20 protein-coding genes are annotated in these 19,034 nt (G+C 61.2%); 17 read left to right on the forward strand and 3 right to left on the reverse strand.

Annotated features, from left to right (window positions below):
- The first annotated feature begins 153 nt into the window (after nt 1-153).
- On the forward strand, nt 154-930 hold the full coding sequence (locus tag NLM25_RS34180) for a Crp/Fnr family transcriptional regulator (RefSeq protein WP_254122186.1): 777 nt from the start codon (nt 154-156) through the stop codon (nt 928-930).
- Nucleotides 931-934: 4 nt separating this feature from the next.
- Here NLM25_RS34180 and NLM25_RS34185 read toward each other — a convergent pair whose 3' ends face one another.
- Both NLM25_RS34185 and NLM25_RS34190 read right to left on the reverse strand, forming a co-directional pair.
- Complete coding sequence (locus tag NLM25_RS34185; protein WP_254139814.1) at nt 935-1,849, reverse strand: hypothetical protein; 915 nt, start codon at nt 1,847-1,849, stop codon at nt 935-937.
- A 16-nt stretch (nt 1,850-1,865) separates the two neighbouring features.
- The gene (locus NLM25_RS34190) at nt 1,866-2,153 is read right to left on the reverse strand and encodes a hypothetical protein (RefSeq protein ID WP_254122189.1); all 288 of its coding nucleotides are present in this window, start codon (nt 2,151-2,153) and stop codon (nt 1,866-1,868) included.
- A gap of 317 nt (nt 2,154-2,470) precedes the next feature.
- Between NLM25_RS34190 and NLM25_RS34195 the strand changes: the two genes are divergently transcribed.
- The 14 genes from NLM25_RS34195 to NLM25_RS34260 all read left to right on the forward strand — a co-directional run bounded on the left by NLM25_RS34195 (nt 2,471) and on the right by NLM25_RS34260 (nt 17,560).
- The gene (locus tag NLM25_RS34195; protein ID WP_254124571.1) at nt 2,471-3,571 is read left to right on the forward strand and encodes an inositol-3-phosphate synthase; all 1,101 of its coding nucleotides are present in this window, start codon (nt 2,471-2,473) and stop codon (nt 3,569-3,571) included.
- Nucleotides 3,571-4,167, forward strand: a complete 597-nt coding sequence (locus NLM25_RS34200; protein ID WP_254122191.1) for a histidine phosphatase family protein — start codon at nt 3,571-3,573, stop codon at nt 4,165-4,167. Before NLM25_RS34195 ends, NLM25_RS34200 begins: the two co-directional genes overlap by 1 nt.
- Complete coding sequence (locus NLM25_RS34205; RefSeq protein ID WP_254122193.1) at nt 4,164-5,264, forward strand: glycosyltransferase; 1,101 nt, start codon at nt 4,164-4,166, stop codon at nt 5,262-5,264. Before NLM25_RS34200 ends, NLM25_RS34205 begins: the two co-directional genes overlap by 4 nt.
- Nucleotides 5,261-6,028 (forward strand): TIGR04290 family methyltransferase, encoded by a 768-nt coding sequence (locus NLM25_RS34210; protein WP_254122194.1) that lies wholly within the window; start codon nt 5,261-5,263, stop codon nt 6,026-6,028. The genes NLM25_RS34205 and NLM25_RS34210 overlap by 4 nt, the downstream gene beginning before the upstream one ends.
- Entirely contained in the window at nt 6,025-6,966 is a 942-nt protein-coding gene (locus NLM25_RS34215) for a beta-xylosidase (RefSeq protein WP_254122195.1), read from the forward strand. Before NLM25_RS34210 ends, NLM25_RS34215 begins: the two co-directional genes overlap by 4 nt.
- Before the next feature lie 240 nt (nt 6,967-7,206).
- Nucleotides 7,207-8,319 carry an NAD-dependent epimerase/dehydratase family protein gene (locus tag NLM25_RS34220; protein WP_254122196.1) on the forward strand — a complete coding sequence of 371 codons (1,113 nt, stop codon included), beginning with the start codon at nt 7,207-7,209 and terminating at the stop codon, nt 8,317-8,319.
- Complete coding sequence (locus tag NLM25_RS34225; RefSeq protein ID WP_254122198.1) at nt 8,319-9,383, forward strand: NAD-dependent epimerase/dehydratase family protein; 1,065 nt, start codon at nt 8,319-8,321, stop codon at nt 9,381-9,383. Before NLM25_RS34220 ends, NLM25_RS34225 begins: the two co-directional genes overlap by 1 nt.
- Entirely contained in the window at nt 9,380-10,666 is a 1,287-nt protein-coding gene (locus tag NLM25_RS34230) for a TIGR04295 family B12-binding domain-containing radical SAM protein (RefSeq protein ID WP_254122202.1), read from the forward strand. Before NLM25_RS34225 ends, NLM25_RS34230 begins: the two co-directional genes overlap by 4 nt.
- Nucleotides 10,663-11,775: a glycosyltransferase family 4 protein gene (locus NLM25_RS34235; RefSeq protein WP_254122204.1), complete on the forward strand. Its 1,113-nt coding sequence runs from the start codon at nt 10,663-10,665 to the stop codon at nt 11,773-11,775. Before NLM25_RS34230 ends, NLM25_RS34235 begins: the two co-directional genes overlap by 4 nt.
- Nucleotides 11,772-12,899, forward strand: a complete 1,128-nt coding sequence (locus tag NLM25_RS34240; protein ID WP_254122206.1) for a glycosyltransferase — start codon at nt 11,772-11,774, stop codon at nt 12,897-12,899. The genes NLM25_RS34235 and NLM25_RS34240 overlap by 4 nt, the downstream gene beginning before the upstream one ends.
- Complete coding sequence (locus NLM25_RS34245; RefSeq protein WP_254122208.1) at nt 12,896-13,984, forward strand: glycosyltransferase; 1,089 nt, start codon at nt 12,896-12,898, stop codon at nt 13,982-13,984. The genes NLM25_RS34240 and NLM25_RS34245 overlap by 4 nt, the downstream gene beginning before the upstream one ends.
- Nucleotides 13,981-15,105 carry a glycosyltransferase gene (locus NLM25_RS34250; protein WP_254122210.1) on the forward strand — a complete coding sequence of 375 codons (1,125 nt, stop codon included), beginning with the start codon at nt 13,981-13,983 and terminating at the stop codon, nt 15,103-15,105. The genes NLM25_RS34245 and NLM25_RS34250 overlap by 4 nt, the downstream gene beginning before the upstream one ends.
- Nucleotides 15,106-15,117: 12 nt before the next feature.
- A complete protein-coding gene (locus NLM25_RS34255; RefSeq protein WP_254139815.1) occupies nt 15,118-16,182 on the forward strand; it encodes a UDP-glucuronic acid decarboxylase family protein in 1,065 nt (354 codons plus the stop codon).
- Nucleotides 16,183-16,273: 91 nt separating this feature from the next.
- Entirely contained in the window at nt 16,274-17,560 is a 1,287-nt protein-coding gene (locus NLM25_RS34260; RefSeq protein WP_256565532.1) for an NRAMP family divalent metal transporter, read from the forward strand.
- Between the two features lie 200 nt (nt 17,561-17,760).
- Here the strand turns inward: NLM25_RS34260 and NLM25_RS34265 are convergent, their stop codons facing one another.
- On the reverse strand, nt 17,761-17,940 hold the full coding sequence (locus NLM25_RS34265) for a hypothetical protein (protein WP_254122216.1): 180 nt from the start codon (nt 17,938-17,940) through the stop codon (nt 17,761-17,763).
- Nucleotides 17,941-18,032: 92 nt separating this feature from the next.
- Here NLM25_RS34265 and NLM25_RS34270 point away from each other — a divergent pair, with 92 nt between their 5' ends.
- Nucleotides 18,033-18,176, forward strand: a complete 144-nt coding sequence (locus NLM25_RS34270) for a hypothetical protein (protein WP_254139816.1) — start codon at nt 18,033-18,035, stop codon at nt 18,174-18,176.
- A gap of 305 nt (nt 18,177-18,481) precedes the next feature.
- Complete coding sequence (locus tag NLM25_RS34280) at nt 18,482-18,769, forward strand: hypothetical protein (protein ID WP_254122222.1); 288 nt, start codon at nt 18,482-18,484, stop codon at nt 18,767-18,769.
- Nucleotides 18,770-19,034 lie beyond the last annotated feature (265 nt).

A 19,034-nucleotide genomic window follows, 5' to 3' on the forward strand; every position in this document is an offset into this window, starting at 1 on the left:
AGCAGCGGAGAATCGGCGAAGTCCGGCGTCTTTATCTCCTCATCGCATGTATCGACGTTCACGGCATGAATTGATGCGAACGTATCAAGGGTTAATGTCGCGCCCCGCCTTCGATGTCACAGTGCACATGGGCCGCGGGCGATCGGACGATAAATGCAGGCAGGCTTTTCCTTCTCCAAGCTCGCCGACCGCCTGGTGAGTCTGTGTGACCTGAGCAGCGATGACCTCGCTCTGCTGGCGGAGATGCCGAGCACAATCGCGCATTTCAACTCACATCAGGCAGTTCTGCGCCACGGCGACGACCCGACACATTGCTGCCTGCTGCTTCAGGGCTACCTCTCGTGGCAAGACAGCGGCAGTGCCGACGGGCAAATTACCTCGATCGCCGTCCCCGGCGATATTGCCGATCTTCACTCGCTTCACCAGTCCCCTGTCATCGGAAATCTGATCGCCCTGGGGCCAGCCATCGTTACCTTCGTGCCGCATCGATTCCTGAGGACTCTTGCTGAGCGCTCATCTGCCATGTCGCGCGCGCTTCTACTGATGCTGCTGGCCGACCATGCCATGCAGCGCAACTGGGCAGTCAACCTCGGCAGCCGCGATGCCCTGACCCGCGTCGCACATTTGATCTGCGAGATCACCGTGCGCTTGCAAAATGTCGGACTCGCGAAGGATCTGAAGTTGTCGTCGCCATTCACCCAGTCAGATCTGGCTGCCGCCTGCAGCATCTCTCCCGTTCATGCAAACCGCACCCTTCAGGAGCTGCGTCGCGCGCGGCTGCTGCAATGGCAGGGCAAGACCTTGATCATAACCGATTGGCCGGGGCTGGTTCGTCTTGCCGGATTCGATCCGACCTATCTTCGTATTCGCCGCCGCGACCAGCCATCCACCCAATCGAGGCTGACACCTGCCGAGGTCGAAATGGCTTGAGTACTCACGCAGTAGCAGCTGATTGCCTGGCCCGATGTTCCAGGCGCTCTGCCACCTTCTGGACGACAGATTCCCACTCGCCAGGCTTAGTCTGATGAAACAGACGCAGGCTTGGATACCAAAGCGACCGAGAGCCAGACAAGGGCCACCTCCAATCGCAATCCGAATGCAGCAAGACCCAGGCTTCGCACCCGGTTGCTCCAGCAAGATGTGCGAGCATGGTGTCGACGCAGACGACGAGATCGAGCTGCCGAAGACGGTCACAAAGCGAGGCAATATCGGGCGCACTGATGTCGCGAGCACCAATCTTGGCTAGATCGCTCTGCTGCGTCCCCAGTTGAAGTGAGTAAAGCGTCACCCCAGCGACGGCGAGGCGATGCAACAATGCGGGCGGAATGGATCGCCGCTTGTCCCAAGCGCCGACCTCCCAGACCAGACCCACCGATAGGCCGTTACCTGCGATGAACTGCGGCATCTCACCTAGAGGAAGGGCCACATAGGGCGCCATCGTCGCGACATGTTCGCTTGTCGCCTTGATCGCATGCGGCACTTCCATGATTTCGATATCGACTTCGAAGTCCACCTCCGGCGCGCCGTCATGAAGTGCAATTGCCCGATCAACGCCAGCACTGCGCTCGACGAGGGGCAGCAGGTCTCGCTGGCACCAGACCGTTACTTGGCGCGCGACATTGCGCAAGGGACGCATGAACCGGAGAAACTGGATCGTGTCGCCAAGCCCATGGTAACAACGAACAAGGACACGCTTGCCGGCGAGCGGCTCCCCCCGCCAGATCCGCTGCAAATGGCGCGGGCCCGTGTGCTTCGGTGGAAAAGCAAGCATCGCGAGATCTCGGTCGTTGACGGCCCAAGCCCGCGCGAATTCGCCGGCCCGCATCGCCTCGACCCAACTATTCGTCACGTCCGTCCGCCCGCGATCAGGGGCGAACAAATTTGTGAAAGCGGCTCAGCTTGCCGTCCTTGGTGCGGTCCTGATGAAGGAACGCGATACCACTCTCGTCGAACTTGGCGAAGAACTCTTCCCAATCGATGCGGTCGAGCCCCTCGTCTGGCGGATCGAAGTCGATGCGCAGGATGCCGGCGTGTCCGTCCTCCTCGGTTGCTTTGACGGTTGCGGGCTTGCCCCCGCGCTCCTCGGTCCACTTTCTGATGATGTCATGATCGGTGGTCTGCTGTGCTTCGCTGTTCTGCGTCCTCGACGTCATCTCGAACCTCGCTTGCTAAGGACCCGGGCGATGATCGCCATCGCATCAGTCATCCGCCAGAACGCAGAGGACCGGGATTTGTTCTTCAGGGCTTCAGCCTTCGGCGAACGAACCAACCAGCATCTTCTTTATCTTCATCCAAGAAGAAGATCGTTCCGGCTTTGCAGCCCGGGATTCTATCGCAGGTTAAGCCTATCGAATTATTCCTCAGGGATTTGCGCGGCGCGAGCTGCGGTCGTGTCCACTGCTGGAACGAACATACCTCACACACGTTCGCCGACCTACTTACCTGCACACGGCTTCCGGAGGCTTCAACTATGCATTCCCCTCTTGCGGAAAAAAGGCGCGTGCGCGTCGGTATCGTCGGCGTCGGTAATTGCGCAAGCTCATTCGTCCAGGGGCTCACCTACTATCGCAACGCCAAGTCCAACGAACCGGTGCCGGGGCTGATGAACGTCGATCTCGGCGGTTATCACATCAGCGACATTCAGATCGCATCCGCCTTTGACGTCAACGCCGACAAGGTGGGACACGACGTGGCCGATGCGATCTTCACGAGACCAAACAACACGCATCGCTTTGCTGAGGTCGCGCCGACCGGCGTGACCGTGCAGCGCGGCCCTGTCCTCGACGGCATCGGCCGTTACCTCAAAGATGACGTGCCAATCGCCGCGGTTCCGGAAGCCGACGTCTCGGAGGCGCTCGCATCGTCCAGAACGGACGTGCTCGTGTCCTACCTGCCCGTCGGCGCCCAGCAGGCCAGCGAATGGTATGCGGCGCGCGCGCTCGAAGCTGGATGCGGCTACGTCAACTGCATTCCCGTGTTCATCGCCTCCAATCCGGCATGGCGACAGCGCTTCGAGGATGCCGGCTTACCCATCATTGGTGACGACATCAAAAGCCAGGTTGGAGCAACCATCTTGCATCGCGTGCTCGCGAACCTGTTCCGCGATCGCGGCGTCCGGCTCGACCGTACCTATCAGCTCAATGTCGGCGGCAACACCGATTTCAAGAACATGCTTGAGCGCGAGCGGCTCGCATCGAAGAAGATTTCCAAAACGCAGGCCGTGACCAGCCAGTTCGACGTCCCCATGGACCCCGACAACATCCATGTCGGGCCAAGCGACCATGTGCCCTGGCTCACCGACCGCAAATTCGCCTTCATCCGGCTCGAGGGCACGACCTTCGGCGGCGTTCCCCTCAGCGCTGAGGTCAAGCTCGAAGTCTGGGATTCCCCGAACTCGGCCGGGGTTGTCATTGATGCCGTTCGCTGCGCCAAGCTGGCAATGGATCGCGGGCTTGCCGGTGCGCTCACCGGCCCGTCGAGTTACTTTATGAAGTCGCCGCCTCAGCAATTCACCGATGCAGAGGCTGCCCGCCGCACCCGCGCCTTCATCGACGACAAGGCGCACGTCTGATGGCTAGTGTCGTTCATCTTGTCCGCCACGGCCACCACGCATTGCTCGGCCGCACCCTGTGCGGCCGAATGGACGGTGTCACGCTCTCCAAGACCGGTTCCGAAGAGATCGCACGTTGCGCACGCAACATCAGCCCGCGACCGTCCCTGATTCAATCCAGCCCGCGGCGACGCTGCGTGCAGTCCGCCTCCATACTGTCGGCTCACTTTCGGTTACCGATCGAGATCGTCCCTGCACTCGACGAGCTCAACTATGGCGAATGGACCGACCGCTCTTTCGCCGATTTGCACAATGATCGGCAATGGTCACACTGGAACACATGTCGTGGCAGCGCGCGTCCGCCAGGCGGCGAAAGCATGCGGTCTCTGCAACGTCGCGTTGTCAATCATCTGGAGCAGCTGCGCAATGATCCTCTCGCCGGCATCGTGATAGCCGTCAGTCATGCCGAGCCGATCCGCGCGGCGCTGCTGCATTACGCATGCATGCGGCTTGACGACTTTCTGTCCATAGAGATCGACCCGGCCAGCATCAGTACCCTCAGCGCCGAAGACCGCGGATTTAGCGTCACGACGATCAATCAGCGGGTGCCGGCGTGAAGATCGTCATATTCGGGCTCACGATCTCCTCTTCCTGGGGAAACGGCCACGCCACCCTCTGGCGTGGCCTTTGCAAGCATCTCGCGCGGCTCGGACATACGATCGTGTTCTTCGAGCGTGACGTGCCCTATTATGCCGACACAAGAGACTTGCTCGAGCTTCCTTCAGGTCGCCTCGAACTGTTCGCGTGCTGGGATGAGATAGCCCTTTCGGCACGCCGGCACGTTCGCGAGGCCGATGCCGCCATCGTCACGTCCTACTGCCCTGATGCCGTCGCAGCCACGGACCTCATCTGGTCGGAAAAGCGCGCTGTTTCCATCTTCTACGACCTCGATACCTCCGTGACGCTCGCCCGGGTGAAGGCTGGTGATCCAGTCCCCTATATCGGCTCGCGCGGTCTCTCAGACTTTGACCTGGTCCTGAGCTTCTCGGGTGGCCCCAGGATCCAGGACGACTTCCGACGCATCCTTGGCGCCCGCGAGGTCCGGCCGCTCTACAATCACGTCGACACTGACATTCACCGGCCAGCGGCTTCTCAGCCGCAGTATCGCGCCGATCTCTCCTACCTCGGCACGTATTCGAGAGATCGCCAGGCCGCACTCGAGGCTCTCCTCGTAGACGCGGCGGATACCCGGCAGGATCTGCGCTTCCTGATCGCCGGAGCGCAATATCCGGACGATTTCCCCTGGTCTTCCAATATCTACTTTGTCCGCCACCTGCCCCCATCAGAGCATGCATCGTTCTTCGCTTCGTCCCGCATGACGCTGAACGTAACGCGCCAGGCGATGGCCGACGCAGGATGGTGTCCCTCGGGCCGGCTGTTTGAAGCTGCGGCTTGCGGAGCTCCACTTCTGACCGACGATTGGCCCGGAATCAGCGACTTTTTTACGCCAGGCGAGGAAATCATGCTCGCGCACGACGCCGGCGATACGCTCTCCGCGCTGACGCTGACCGACGCTGAGCTCCAGCGCATGGCAAGACGCGCGCGTGAGCGAACTCTCAGTCAGCATACCTCCGACAGACGCGCCTCGGAACTCGTCAGCCTGATCGAACAGGCACGGCCGCGCGCACTCACGAGCGATGGAGCGACTGCGTGAATCAAAGACTTATTTCGAAGGACGAAATCCGCCGGCGCGTCGACGATCTGGGACCCTGGTTCCACAATCTTGATCTCGATGGTGTTCGGACTGCTCCATCGCATTTCCTTGGCGACTATCCCATGGTGAAATGGCGCCACTTCGCCAGCGTGGTTCCGGAACGGCTTGAGGGCAAGTCCGTGCTCGACATCGGCTGCAACGCGGGTTTCTACGCCATGGAGATGAAGCGGCGCGGCGCCGAGCGCGTCCTGGGCCTGGATACCGACGAAGCCTATCTCGCCCAAGCGCGCTTTGCCGCCGAAGTGAACGGGCTCCGCATCGAGTTTCGCAAAATGTCCACATACGATATCGGACAGCTCGGAGAGACATTCGACCTCGTGATATTTATGGGCGTGCTCTACCATCTGCGACACCCGCTACTTGCACTCGACCTCATCCACGAGCATGTCGCCCGTGATCTCCTGCTGTTTCAATCCATGCAGCGAGGCGGCGCTCACATCGACGCCGTTGACGAAAACTACGACTTTTGGACCACGGACCAGTTCGACTCCGCCGGGTATCCAAAGCTTCATTTCATCGAGAATGAATATGCTGACGATCCCACCAATTGGTGGGTCCCCAACCGGGCCTGCGTCGAGGCTATGTTGCGGAGTGCCGGTTTTTCCATCGCGGCGCACCCGGAAGATGAAGTCTATCTCTGCAAGCGATCGGAACGTCCGCAGTCCAACGGTTCAGCCCATCTGTTCCGGGGGATCGAGCGATGATCGAGGCAGCAAAGATCTGGAACGAACCGAACAACAAATCGCATTGGGATATCGTGCTCGATCCGGATTGGGCCCAATTTGCGAGCCTCGCCATCGCGGCGGGTAAGGCGATCTGCGGCGCACGGGCGGCGTTGCCGCGCGTGCTCGGCGGCCTCTCGCCGATCGATCCGTCCTTCATACGCAATATGAAGGCACGGGGCGTCCTCGATCATTTCGATGCAGTCGCCGTTCATGGATTCCCGCTCGACTGGAACCTCTGGCAGATCGGTGAGTGGCCGGCCAAGATCGAGGACATCAAGGCTGTAACCTCGCTGCCGGTCTGGGTCACAGAGGTCGGCGTCTCATCCTTCGGCGCCGAAGAAGTGCAAGCCTGGGGCCTAAGACGGACTGCCGAGCTCCTGATCGACCGCGCACCGCGCATCTATTGGTACAGCCTCTACGATCTGCCCTCGACCTGGGAAGCCACGACGCGGCACAAGGAGGCCGAGGGATCGTCCTATTACCGGCATTTCCATATGGGCCTGCTGCGCGAGGACGGCTCGCCGAAGGCCGCAGCGGCACTTTTCGAGGAGTACGCCCATGCCATGGGGCTCTGTCAGTGGTTTCACTTTGAAGATCGTCGCCTCGATAGCGCCGTACAGTGGATGCGTCGTTTAGGCGTCACTCATCTCAGGACCGGCCTGTCATGGGCCGACAGTTTTCGTCCCAACGCACTCGACTGGTTCGACCGTCAGATGGACGCTCTGGCGGAGTTTCGGGTGACCGTTACTTTCTGCTTTACACCCGAGCATCGCGGCATGGAGCCACATCACACCAGCCCGCCCCGCGACGTGAATGAGTTTGCCGATTTTTGTGCGCAGATGGTCGACCGTTACTGCGCGCAGACTGGCATAGCCGTTCCCCAACGCCTCGTCGCGCCAGTTGTGACAAGCGATTAGACGATCCAATCTTCTGAGTGACTCTCGAACCGCGCCTACGACGAGTCGCGGATTCACCCACGTTATTGATCCAGGTTAGCGAAATTATTGTTTGTACAATGCGGGGGAACGAACATTCCTCGCATCGCTTCTGACTCCAAACCCGGCCGGCGCGCGTCTCTCGACCCCATCAACTGCACGCCTCAGCTCCTATTATCGACCGATCCTCTGGATCGGTCCTGCAACGTTACGGATGTCGGAATGGCGCGAGTATTGATTACAGGCGGCGCAGGATTCATCGGCTCACACGCAACAGACGTACTGCTCGCTGCCGGCTATGATGTGAGAATTCTCGACAATCTTTCTCCGCAGGTCCATGGCAGCGGCCGCCCACGTCCAGCCTACCTCGCAAGGGAAGCCGAACTCCTCGTCGGCGACGTCACGGAGGCCAGCATCGTCGAACAGGCGCTGCGGGGCACGGATATGGTCCTGCATCTCGCCTCCGCTGTCGGCGTCGGCCAGAGCATGTACGACATCGAACCGTATGTTAGGACGAATGAGCTTGGCACCGCCGTACTATTGCAGGCCCTTTCGAGGCATCCGGTTGAGCGGCTGGTGGTCGCATCGTCCATGAGCATATACGGCGAAGGTCTTTACCGCACGCACGATCAGAGTGTTGTCAACGGCGGAGAACGGTCCGTAGAGCGGCTCCGCAGAGGCGAATGGGAGCTGCGCGATGCAAGTGGTGGGTTGCTTGAGCCCGCACCTACGCCGGAGACCAAGAACCCATCGCTTAGCTCGGTCTACGCGCTCAATAAGTTTGCGCAGGAACGCATGTGCCTCATCACGGGCAAGGCTTACGGCATTCCGACCCTCGCGCTACGTTTTTTCAACGTGTTTGGTCCACGACAGGCCCTATCCAATCCTTACACCGGGGTGCTCGCGATCTTTGCTGCCCGACTGCTCAACGGACGCCCTCCGCTCGTCTTTGAAGACGGCGAGCAGCGGCGCGATTTCGTCCATGTACACGACGTCGCCCGTGCCTGCCGCATCGCGCTGGAGACAGAGCATGCGCAGAACGTGTTCAATGTAGGCTCGGGTCAAAGCCGGACGATTCTATCGGTCGCACAGGACCTGGCTGATGTGATGGGGCGCCGCGACATCGCACCCGAGATCACGAGGAAATTTCGCGCCGGTGACATCAGGCACTGCTTCGCGGACATCGGCAAGTCGCGTGACCTGCTCGCCTTCGAACCACACGTCGCGTTCAAAGATGGGCTTGAAGAGCTCGCCGCATATCTCGCCGACCAGATCGCCGACGATCAAGCCGAACGAGCGACCAACGAACTGCTGCAGCGAGGATTGGTCGCGTGATGGAACAGCGAGACAACAGGCCCGTCCTGATCACCGGCGGCTGCGGGTTCATCGGTTGCAATCTTGCCGATCGCCTGGCGGCACGCGGTGAGCGCGTGCTGGTGCTGGACAACCTGGCCCGCGCCGGCGTGCGCGAGAACGCACAATGGCTCAAATCCAGGCATGGTGATCTCATCACCATCACGGTGGCGGATATCCGTGAGCCGATCCCGGTCATCGACGCCGTGCGTGACGCCCGGGCCGTGCTGCATCTGGCGGCCCAAGTCGCCGTCACGGACAGCGTGAGCGACCCGGCTGCCGACTTCGAGATCAACGCACGTGGCACCCTGAACGTGCTGGAAGCCGTTCGCCTGCACAACAGTACCGCGCCCGTCATGTTTGCCTCCACCAACAAGGTCTATGGCCGCCTCATCGAAGATAGCGAGATCGCGCTCGCCGGCCGCCGTTACACGCCGACCAGCGCCCTGCTGGTGGATGGAATCTCCGAGAACGCGCCGCTCGATTTCTATAGCCCTTACGGCTGTTCCAAGGGCACTGCTGACCAATATGTCCATGACTATGCGCGCGTGTTTGGGCTGCGTACGGTGGTGATGCGCATGAGCTGCATTTATGGGCCGCGGCAGTTCGGCACCGAAGACCAGGGGTGGGTCGCGCATTTCCTGCTGAGCGCTATCCGCGGCAAGCCCCTGACGATCTACGGTGACGGCTACCAGGTTCGCGACGCCTTGCATGTGTCAGATGCCGTTGCAGCCTGGCTCGCGGCGCTCGACCGGATCGGGCTCGCATGTGGACGGGTGTTCAATCTCGGCGGCGGACCGGCCAACGCCGTCAGCCTTCGCGAGTTGATCGACCAAATCTCCGAGCTCACTGGCCGCGAGATTGCATACTGCTTTGCCGATTGGCGTCCTGGCGATCAGCCGTGGTACGTCACTGATACGCGCGCCCTGTCCACAGCGCTGGGCTGGACCCCGCAAATCCCACTCGCAGAGGGTCTTCGCTCGCTTCACGCCTGGATGAGCGGCCGCTTCGCCGCAGCTCATGACAGCCGCGAGGCTCTAGCATGAAGCGCGTCGCCCTTATCAACCCGAATTGGGATTATGCCGGCAGCATCTATTTCGGCTGCCGGTCCCCTCACCTGCCGCTTGAGCTCGGGATCACCGAACACCACCTTAAAGCAGCCGGGCACCCGACGCTACTGCTCGATGCCCACATGTTCGACCTGTCGCCGCGCGACATCGAAGCAGAGCTGCAGAGCTTCGGGCCCGACATGATCGTCATCACCACGGCACCGACCTATCTGTTTTGGCGCTGCGCCCCCCCGGAGCTCCGCGTTCCGCAGGCGCTTGCTTTGGCAGTGCGGGATCTTGCGCCTGTGCTGATTGCAGTTGGCCCGCATGGATCGACGACCCCGCGGGCTGCACTCAGGAAACTCGGCGTTGACGTCGTCGTCATGGGTGAGTGTGAGGCGTCCTTGCTGCGCCTGGCCAACGGCGAGCGGGATTTTCCCGGCCTGTGCCTTGCGGACGAGGCTTCCATTCGGGTCAATGCTGGCCCGCAGGCCGCGCAGTTCAAAGATCAGCCCGCTCTCGATTGGTCGGCCGAGATGATCCGGCGCCATCATCACCACCATCACCGCTTTGAGGCAGCCCCTGTCGGCCCCGGCGCGGAAGTCGAAGCGTCGCGGGGATGCCCCTACAACTGCACGTTCTGCGCCAAGGAGAACTTCCGCAACGCCTACCGCAGGCGGCCGCCTGCGATCATTCTCGACGAGATCGATCGCCTGCATCGGCAGAACATCGAATATGTCTACTTCATCGACGAGATCTTTCTTCCCAATCACGAGCTGCTGGAAGGGCTAAGCCAGCGCGGTCTTAAATTCGGCGTGCAGACGAGGATCGATCTGTGGAACCCGGACATGCTCGCCCTGCTCGGGCGCGCCGGCTGTGTGTCGATCGAGGCGGGAATTGAAAGCCTCACGGTCGAAGGCCGCGCTGCGCTGGCGAAGAACTGCAAGCTGAGCACCGATCAGCTCGCTGACCGGCTTGTCGAGGCCCGCCGTCACGTTCCGTTCGTGCAAGCCAACCTGATCGAGGTGCCTGAAGACGACGATCCTGTCGTGCAGCGCTGGCGCGCAAAGATGCAGGATGCCGGCATCTGGGCCAACGATCCAGTCCCGCTTTATCCCTATCCGGGATCGCCGGACTATCGAAAGCTATGGGGCGAGCCCGATGATTTCGCCTGGGAGCGCGCACATCGGCACTATCTCACGATGTTTGACCAGTTCAGTGACGTGCAGAACGAACGCCCGGTACCGCTCGACGCACTCGAGCTTCAGGTGGCCTCATGAGCCTCGCATCGAGAATCAGACTCCTGATGACGACCGATACGGTTGGCGGCGTATGGACCTACTCATGCGCGCTGGCCACAAATCTTGCCGGCTCCGGTGTCGACGTCACCCTGGTGACGATGGGCCCTCGGGCGCATCCCGAGCAGCGGGCGATACTCAAGGGCTCGCCGGTGCGCCTGATGGAGACTGACCTCGCGCTTGAATGGCAGGATCCGGAAGGCCGAGATATCGACGAAGCGCGACGCGTCCTCGCCGCCGTCGAGGCGCGGGTCAGGCCCAATATCATTCATCTCAACAGCTTCCGGGAAGCGACCTTTCTCTGGCACGCACCGACGATTGTCGTGGCGCATTCCTGTGTGAACTCCTGGGCGCTGGCCTGTCGCGATACGGCCTGGCTGAGTGAACCCAGGTGGACGCGTTACACGGAACGGGTGGCCACAGCGCTCGATAGGACCCAGGTCTGGGTCACCCCCAGTCAGTCCTTTCACGACGACATCACCGATATCTATCGCCCTCACACGCCGGGTGTCGTGATCTGGAACGGGATCGTATCGCGGGCTCTCGGCGGCCGAAAGCGCGACCAGATCCTTGCGGCCGGTCGGCTGTGGGATCGCGGCAAGAACATCGAGACCCTGACATCAGCCGCACCAGGGCTGCAATGGCCGGTCCGCGTGGCAGGCGCCGGCGGCGCGAACATGCCGAACAGTGTCGAATGGCTTGGGCAAATCTCGCACGATGATCTGCGCGCACGTCTCCAGCGTGCGGCGATCTTTGTCAGCTCGGCGCTGTATGAACCGTTCGGCCTTTCGGTTCTCGAGGCGGCTGCAGCCGGCTGCGCACTTGTGCTGTCCGACATCCCGACATTCCGGGAATTATGGAGCGGCGCCGCGGTGTTTTTCGATCCGCAAGACAGCCAGGCATTGCATCAGATTCTGGACGGTCTCTGCGCCGATACTGCCGCGAGGGTACGCCTGCAAGGCGCAGCCTATGAGCATTCGCTCTCCTACGCGTTGGCGCGGACGACGGAAGCGTATCTGAACCTCTACAAAGACCTTCTGCAGTCCCGCCGGACGAATGCGCCGGCCATGCCGATCGAGGTGCGCGCATGAAATGCGTCCTGTTTTACCATGCGTTCACCTCCTGCTGGAACAACGGCAACGCGCATTTCCTTCGCGGCTATGCGCGCGAGCTCAGCGCACTCGGCCATGAGGTCATCGTGTTCGAGCCGATCGACGGCTGGAGCCGGCTGAACGCCATCCGAGAGGGAGGCGCCGCAATCCAGGACGTCGGCGATCTCTTCCCGGGCATCGCCATTTGCCGCTATGACAGCTGCCTTGACTTCGACGAGGCACTGGATGGAGCCGATCTCGTCATCGTGCACGAGTGGAATTCGCCTGACGTGATCGAGCAGGTCGGATACCGGCGTGCACACGGCTCGCGGTTTACGTTGCTGTTCCACGATACCCACCACCGCGCGATCACCGCACCGGACGAACTCGCCCAATTCGACCTGGACGCCTTCGACGGCGTGCTCGCCTTTGGCGAAGTGCTTCGCCAGATCTATGTCAAACTCGGCTGGGGTGACCGAGCCTATACGTGGCACGAGGGCGCCGACATCGCGATGTATCATCCCTTGCCAAGCGTCGAACGCACCGACGATCTGGTCTGGATCGGCAATTGGGGTGATGGCGAGCGCAGCGCCGAGCTCAACGAATTTCTGGTCAAGCCTGTTGCCGAGATGAATTTGCGCACGAGCGTGTACGGCGTTCGCTATTCGGAGCCGGCTCTCCATGCCATTCGGGGAGCGGGCATCCGATATGGCGGTTGGCTCCCGGCGCACTGGGCTCCGGTCGCCTTTGCCGGGGCGCGCGCCACTGTCCACGTGCCCCGGGGGCCCTATGTTCGATCACTCCCAGGCATACCGACCATCCGTGTGTTCGAGGCGCTCGCCTGCGGCATTCCCCTGGTTTCGGCGCCCTGGTCCGATGCCGAAGGCCTGTTTCCCGAAGACACTTATCTCAAGGCTGCGGACGGCACGGAAATGAAGCTGGCACTTCGCGCCGTTCTCGATGACCGGGCATTGTCGTCCGCGATGGTCGAGGCCGGCCTTAAGACGATCCGGGAGCGTCATACCTGCCGTCATCGCGCGCAGCAGCTCGTGGACATTGTCGAGGACATTCGCGCCTCCGATACCTCGTCACGGCCCCTGCGATACATTGGAGCCTCTGCATGAAGATCTGCTTCTTCGGGTCCAGCCTCGTCTCGTCCTACTGGAACGGTGCCGCTACCTATTATCGCGGCATGCTCAAACAGATCGCTGCGCTCGGCCACCACATCACCTTCTTCGAGCCCGATGCTTTCGAGCGCCAAGCCCATCGCGACATCGCCGATCCCGATTGGGCCAGAGTCGTTGTGTATCCGGCAACGGAAGATGGCTGGCGCGGCTCGCTCGAGGCAGCGGCGCGATCCGGCGACATGCTGATTAAAGCCAGCGGCGTCGGTGTCTTCGATCAGGACCTGGAGGAGGCGGTCGCCGCCATGTCCTCCCGAACCATGCGTGTTTATTGGGATGTCGATGCCCCGGCCACGCTCGAAGCCATGATGAGCGATGCCGGGCACCATTTGCGACGCGCAATTCCCTCCTACGATATGGTCCTGACTTACGGCGGAGGCGAGCCCGTCATCTCGGCCTATCGCGCCCTGGGCTCTCGAGACTGCGTTCCGATCTACAACGCTCTCGATCCCGAGACGCATTTTCCTTCGCCACCAAAACCTGGCTTTTCCTGCGATCTCAGCCTGCTGGCCAATCGCCTGCCGGATCGCGAGCAGCGCGTTGAACGCTTCTTCCTCGATGTCGCACGCGAGTTGCCGAACAAGACATTCACTCTCGGCGGTTCCGGCTGGGAGACCAAGGACACCGCCCGCAACATCCGCAAGGTGGGTCATGTCGGCACCGGCGAGCACAATGCCTTCTTCAGCTCCGGTCTTGCGACGCTCAACGTCAACCGCGACAGCATGGCGCGTTTCGGCTTCTCGCCACCGACACGGGTGTTCGAGGCAGTCGGCGCAGGCGCCTGCCTGATCACGGATCAATGGGACGGAATCGAAAATTTCCTGGATCCCGGTCGTGAGGTTCTGGTGGCCTCGGACGGAGCGGAGGTTGCCTACCATCTCAGCCAACTCAGCGCCGATCGCGCCGCGGCGATCGCTGCCCGCGCCCGCGCCCGCATTCTCAGCGAACACACCTATAGGCACCGGGCCCGCCAATTCAACGAACTCTTTGTCGGAAGCAGCTCGCGTATCGAGGCAGCAGAATGAATCTCAGCATCGTCGTCGTCGGTCTCTCGGTCACGTCGTCATGGGGCAATGGTCACGCCACGACCTATCGCGCCCTGATCGAGGCCCTCGCACGGCGGGGCCACCAGATCACCTTCCTGGAGCGCGACGTTCCGTGGTATCGTACGCACCGCGATCTCGACAAGCCATCGTCCTGGCGCGTGGAGCTTTATCAATCGCTGAGGGATATCCCCCAGCGTTTCGGCCAGCTTATCCGCGATGCCAATCTGGTGATCGTAGGCTCCTACGTACCCGACGGCATTGCAATTTCAGATTGGATTACCTCTTACGCACGAGGCATCAAGGCGTTTTACGATATCGACACGCCAGTCACGCTCGCGAAGCTCGACGGCGGCCTCGATTATCTCTCCGCGGCGATGATTCCTCGCTTCGACCTTTATCTGTCCTTTAGCGGCGGCCCTGTTCCCGCAATGCTTGAGGAACGTTACGGCAGCCCCCTGGCACGCGTGCTCTATTGCAGCGCCGACAACGAGACCTACAAGCCGCAACAGGCGCAGGCGAGATGGCTGCTCGGCTATCTCGGGACCTACAGCGAGGATCGACAACCGACCCTCGAACAGCTGCTGATCGCCCCAGCAAGGGAACTCGTCCCGGAACAATTCATCGTCGCCGGAGCGCAATACCCCGGGCAGATCCGCTGGCCTGACAACGTCCAGCGGATCGAACACCTAACGCCTCAACAGCACGCGAAATTCTATGCCGAACAACGGTTCACCCTCAATGCAACTCGCGCCGATATGCGCTCGCTGGGATTCTCGCCGAGCGTTCGCCTGTTCGAAGCAGCTGCCTGCGGCACCCCCGTGATTTCCGATCGATGGCCGGGCATCGAGACGATCTTCGAACCGTCGCGGGAGATCCTGCTGGCATCTACCCCCCGGGACGTCATCCAAATTCTGCGGGACATGCCAGAAGAACGACGACGCGCAATCGCCGAGAGAGCACGGCAGCGCGTCCTCGCAAATCACACCTCGGATCATCGGGCACGCCAGTTGGAGATATACTATGCCGAGGCTACTGCGCGGCCGCGCCGCAACCCGATGGGCGTCCCCGCTGCGCGCTCCGCGCAGGTCGCCGAACTCTGAAAGAAACGCATCATGACATTACAAACCCGCATCCACGCCTCCCGCCACTCTCCGACTGTCCTGATCGCCGGCGGCGCAGGCTTCATAGGCTCGCATCTCTGCGACGCGCTTTTGCAACGTGGAAACAACGTCATCTGCCTCGACAATCTATTTACAGGGACGATCGACAATGTCAGGCCGCTCCTGAACCACCCAAACTTCCGCTTCGTCGAGCATGACGTGCGCGACACTATCAAAGTCGACGACAACATCGATCGGATCTACAGCCTAGCCTGTCCTGCTTCCCCCAGGCATTACCAAAGAGATCCGGTCGGAACGATGAAGACATGCGTGCTCGGCACCATCAACATCCTCGAGCTTGCACGCCAAAAGGGCGCCCGCGTCCTTCAAGCGTCCACAAGCGAGGTCTACGGCGACCCCGAGGTCCATCCGCAGCCGGAATCCTATCTCGGCCACGTCGATCCGATCGGCCCACGGGCCTGCTATGACGAGGGCAAACGCGCTGCTGAAACCCTGATGTTCGACTACCATCGCATGCACCAAACGGAGATCAAGATCGCCCGCATCTTCAACACTTACGGCCCGCGCATGCTGGAGAACGACGGCCGCGTCGTCTCCAACTTCATCGTACAGGCTCTTCGCGGCGAACCGATCACGATCTATGGCGCCGGCACGCAGACGCGGAGTTTCTGTTTTGTCGACGATCTCGTGCGGGGTCTCCAACTCCTGATGGAAAGCCCGTGCTCGGTGACCGGCCCCTGCAATCTCGGTAATCCGCACGAAGTCACCATAGAGGCCATCGCCCGTGAAGTCCTGAGGCATACGGCCTCGATCTCGCCGTTGCGTTTCCAGGCGCTCCCGAAGGATGATCCGAGGCGACGCAAGCCGGTCATCGACACCGCCACAAAAGCACTCGGATGGCGGCCGCGTGTGGCGCTGGAGGATGGTCTTCGGGCGACGGTTGCTTATTTCGCGTTACGGATCGCCGGCGATAGACCCCCACTGGTGCCCGCAATCGCGCCACGCCGGGCTGGACGACGCGCCAGCCAGTTGCGAATTGCCGATCCCAGGCAATGAGGTCCTAGAGGTCCTTTCCTAAGGGAGTCACGCGACCAAATCCCGGCTTCGTCGTGTTGTCGTGATTGCGTCTAGCGATCAGAGGGCTGCCATGGATGCGACGAATTCCCCCGATTCCAGCGACAAACCAAGGGATTTCTCCCGAGCCCTCGGTCTCGGACTCATAACCGGCGCGGCGGACGATGACTGCTCGGCGATCGGGACCTACGCGAGCTCAGGCGCGCAATTTGGCTATGGATTTCTCTGGATGGCGCCCGTGACGTTCCCGATGATGTTCGCCGTCGTCTATCTGTCGGCCAAGCTCGGGCGCGTCGCCGGTAAGGGATTGTTTGCCGTTCTCCGCGAACACTTCACGCCATGGCTGATGTGGCCGGCGCTGATCGGCGTTTTGATCGGGAACGTCATCGAGGCCGGGGCGAACATCGGCGCGATGGCTGCAACGATCAACCTGTTCGTGGCCATCCCGCATGGCATCGTGGTCCCGGCGATTGCGGGCATCATCCTCGTGCTACAGGTCTGTGGCTCGTATGCGCTCATCCGCAACGTCTTCCGCTGGCTGGCTCTGTCGCTGTTCGCCTATGTCGGATCGGCGGCCCTTGCATCGCCGGATCCATGGGCCGTGCTGCGAGGCACGTTCGTTCCGGAGATCCAGTTTTCCAAGGAATTCCTGTCGATGTTGGTCGCGGTGATCGGCACGACGCTATCGGCTTATCTCTATACCTGGCAGTCCAATGTCGAAGTCGAGGAGCTTATTGCCGCTGGTCGGATGAGCGCGCAGGCGCGACGCGCCGGCATGGGCACGGAGCTTGCACAATCGCGCCGCGACATTTTGGTCGGCATGGCGTTCTCGAATGTCATCATGTACTTCATTATTCTTTCGACCGGGGCGACGCTGCACAAGGCAGGGCAGAGCGACATCAGCACCGCGGCACAAGCCGCTGAGGCATTGAAACCCTTGGCCGGCAATGCCGCCTCCGCGCTCTTCAGCATCGGAATTATCGCGGTCGGGTTCCTCGCGGTCCCCGTCATGACCACGGGCGCGGCCTATGATCTCTGCCAGACCCTCGGTTGGAAGAGCTCGCTCAACGTACGCCCCAAGGAAGCCCACCAATTCTACCTCGCCATCGCCGGCTTCACGGCTGCGGCCGTCCTGCTCAATTTCCTTGGCTTCAATCCCATGAAGGCGCTGATTTATTCGGGCATCGTGCAGGGCTTCTCGACGCCGCCATTGTTGCTTCTAATCCTCCTGATGACGAGCGATCACCGACTGATGGGCAGCGAAGTCAACAGCGCCGGAATGAAGGCGCTTGGCTGGTTGACCGTCTCGGCGATATTCGCGGCAACGGCCGGCTTGGTCGCGAGCTGGATCATCGGTTGACTGCCTTCGCGAGGCGCTCGCGCACATCAGAAGGAACAAGGCGCGTTCCGCCTTGTACCGCGCGCCCGCGCGCGTGCATTCCGAGCCGGATATTACGGGCTCGCCACTAGCCGCGGAGACGGACCACTTCCATCTGCCGCGCCCACGACGCTTCAGCAAGAGGTCGAAATTGGCGAATTGATCGTTGTCCTTCTGACAGGTCATGCCAAGGAACGCTCCGAGAAACTGCACTGAAGCTGATCGAGAACGCGATGTTCTCGCTCGATGCGGCCCAGATAGAGTTCGCGCTCCTCGTCAGTTTTTGCGCGAGCCAGCAGCAGATGGTAGTGATGGATGACCTTCTCGCTGCCGCGGATCAGAAGGGCTCGGATCCCTATCATGAGGCGGCCCCCATGTTCGACGGCCTGGTCGATCCTCTCGGCATGGACAATGTAACGGGAAATGTCCTGGACGTCAGCGCCTCGAGGGCGGCTTGCTCCTCGGCAAGGCGCCGTTCGACGAACTGACGCTCGAGATCAGACAGCATCGTTCGCTCAAGCCGTCGATAGCGGTGAATGTTGTTGCGATGCGCGCGGATGCGGGCAAGCTCTTCGTCAAGCATCGTCGTCACTCCTGACGGTCTTCCATGTCCTTTTAGTTTCGTGAAATCTCAGCCAACAACCGAAGCCAGTTTGCGGCGGAGAATCTCGGAGGCGTCGCCGCGTCGCCCGAACCGCCGCTCGACCCGCACGCCCCGGTCATGCGCATCGTCGGAGCGGGAGCCGCTTTTCCAACACGCCTCAACATTTGTCTCGGATAGTCCAGAAAACTGAGATCCAGATCAGCGAGGAAGGCACAGAGGCGGCCGCCGCGACGGCAGCCATGACAACCCGCTCAATTTAAGCCATTGTGGTGCATCATGCGTGAGAAAAACGCTCGATCGTGGGCAACAACTTTGCCCTCACCAACAAGGCCGAAGTGCTCGCAGCAAAAACAGCTTCCCCGAAGCTCGACGCCGCCTCCATCCCGATGAAGCCGACGCATGTCGTGGTCAGCGCCAGCGCAGCGCACGTCTTTGAGAGCGCAAATTCCGCTGGAGTCATCGTCCAGAAGCTTCCTGCCGGAACACTGGTTTCGATGGTCAAAAACAGTGACGGGTGGGCGCTCGTAGCGAGAGATGGCAAAGAGATCGGCTACGTCGCGTTCTCATTACTCGCACCTATTCAGTAGTGGGCGGATCCACACCGAGTATGTTTTGGCCATGAAGGGAGGCTCACAATGGCAAGCAGGAGAGCCCACGGAGATTGTCACAAAGCTTCGGCAGGGTAACATCTGCGCGGACCGGGGCATGCCGATGGTGGTTGCTGTTCGCCAGAGTTCGGTCGTTACCCATAGCCGTTGGCGCCTCACGCTTCAGCCGCCGCGCTGATAAGTTTCCGCTCTGACTCGGCCTCAGTCGCGCGCTACTCAGGCAGGACGCATGTTGATAAGGCGG

Origin of the sequence: Bradyrhizobium sp. CCGB01, from assembly GCF_024199795.1 — a bacterium.
Classification (GTDB): Bacteria; Pseudomonadota; Alphaproteobacteria; order Rhizobiales; family Xanthobacteraceae; genus Bradyrhizobium.

Coding starts and splice junctions, on each gene's coding strand:
- NLM25_RS34180 (WP_254122186.1), top strand. CDS start 154: ATGCAGGCAGGCTTTTCCTTCTCCAAGCTCGCCGACCGCCTGGTGAGT.
- NLM25_RS34190 (WP_254122189.1), bottom strand. CDS start 2,153: ATGACGTCGAGGACGCAGAACAGCGAAGCACAGCAGACCACCGATCAT.
- NLM25_RS34195 (WP_254124571.1), top strand. CDS start 2,471: ATGCATTCCCCTCTTGCGGAAAAAAGGCGCGTGCGCGTCGGTATCGTC.
- NLM25_RS34200 (WP_254122191.1), top strand. CDS start 3,571: ATGGCTAGTGTCGTTCATCTTGTCCGCCACGGCCACCACGCATTGCTC.
- NLM25_RS34215 (WP_254122195.1), top strand. CDS start 6,025: ATGATCGAGGCAGCAAAGATCTGGAACGAACCGAACAACAAATCGCAT.
- NLM25_RS34220 (WP_254122196.1), top strand. CDS start 7,207: ATGGCGCGAGTATTGATTACAGGCGGCGCAGGATTCATCGGCTCACAC.
- NLM25_RS34225 (WP_254122198.1), top strand. CDS start 8,319: ATGGAACAGCGAGACAACAGGCCCGTCCTGATCACCGGCGGCTGCGGG.
- NLM25_RS34230 (WP_254122202.1), top strand. CDS start 9,380: ATGAAGCGCGTCGCCCTTATCAACCCGAATTGGGATTATGCCGGCAGC.
- NLM25_RS34235 (WP_254122204.1), top strand. CDS start 10,663: ATGAGCCTCGCATCGAGAATCAGACTCCTGATGACGACCGATACGGTT.
- NLM25_RS34240 (WP_254122206.1), top strand. CDS start 11,772: ATGAAATGCGTCCTGTTTTACCATGCGTTCACCTCCTGCTGGAACAAC.
- NLM25_RS34245 (WP_254122208.1), top strand. CDS start 12,896: ATGAAGATCTGCTTCTTCGGGTCCAGCCTCGTCTCGTCCTACTGGAAC.
- NLM25_RS34250 (WP_254122210.1), top strand. CDS start 13,981: ATGAATCTCAGCATCGTCGTCGTCGGTCTCTCGGTCACGTCGTCATGG.
- NLM25_RS34255 (WP_254139815.1), top strand. CDS start 15,118: ATGACATTACAAACCCGCATCCACGCCTCCCGCCACTCTCCGACTGTC.
- NLM25_RS34260 (WP_256565532.1), top strand. CDS start 16,274: ATGGATGCGACGAATTCCCCCGATTCCAGCGACAAACCAAGGGATTTC.
- NLM25_RS34265 (WP_254122216.1), bottom strand. CDS start 17,940: ATGATAGGGATCCGAGCCCTTCTGATCCGCGGCAGCGAGAAGGTCATC.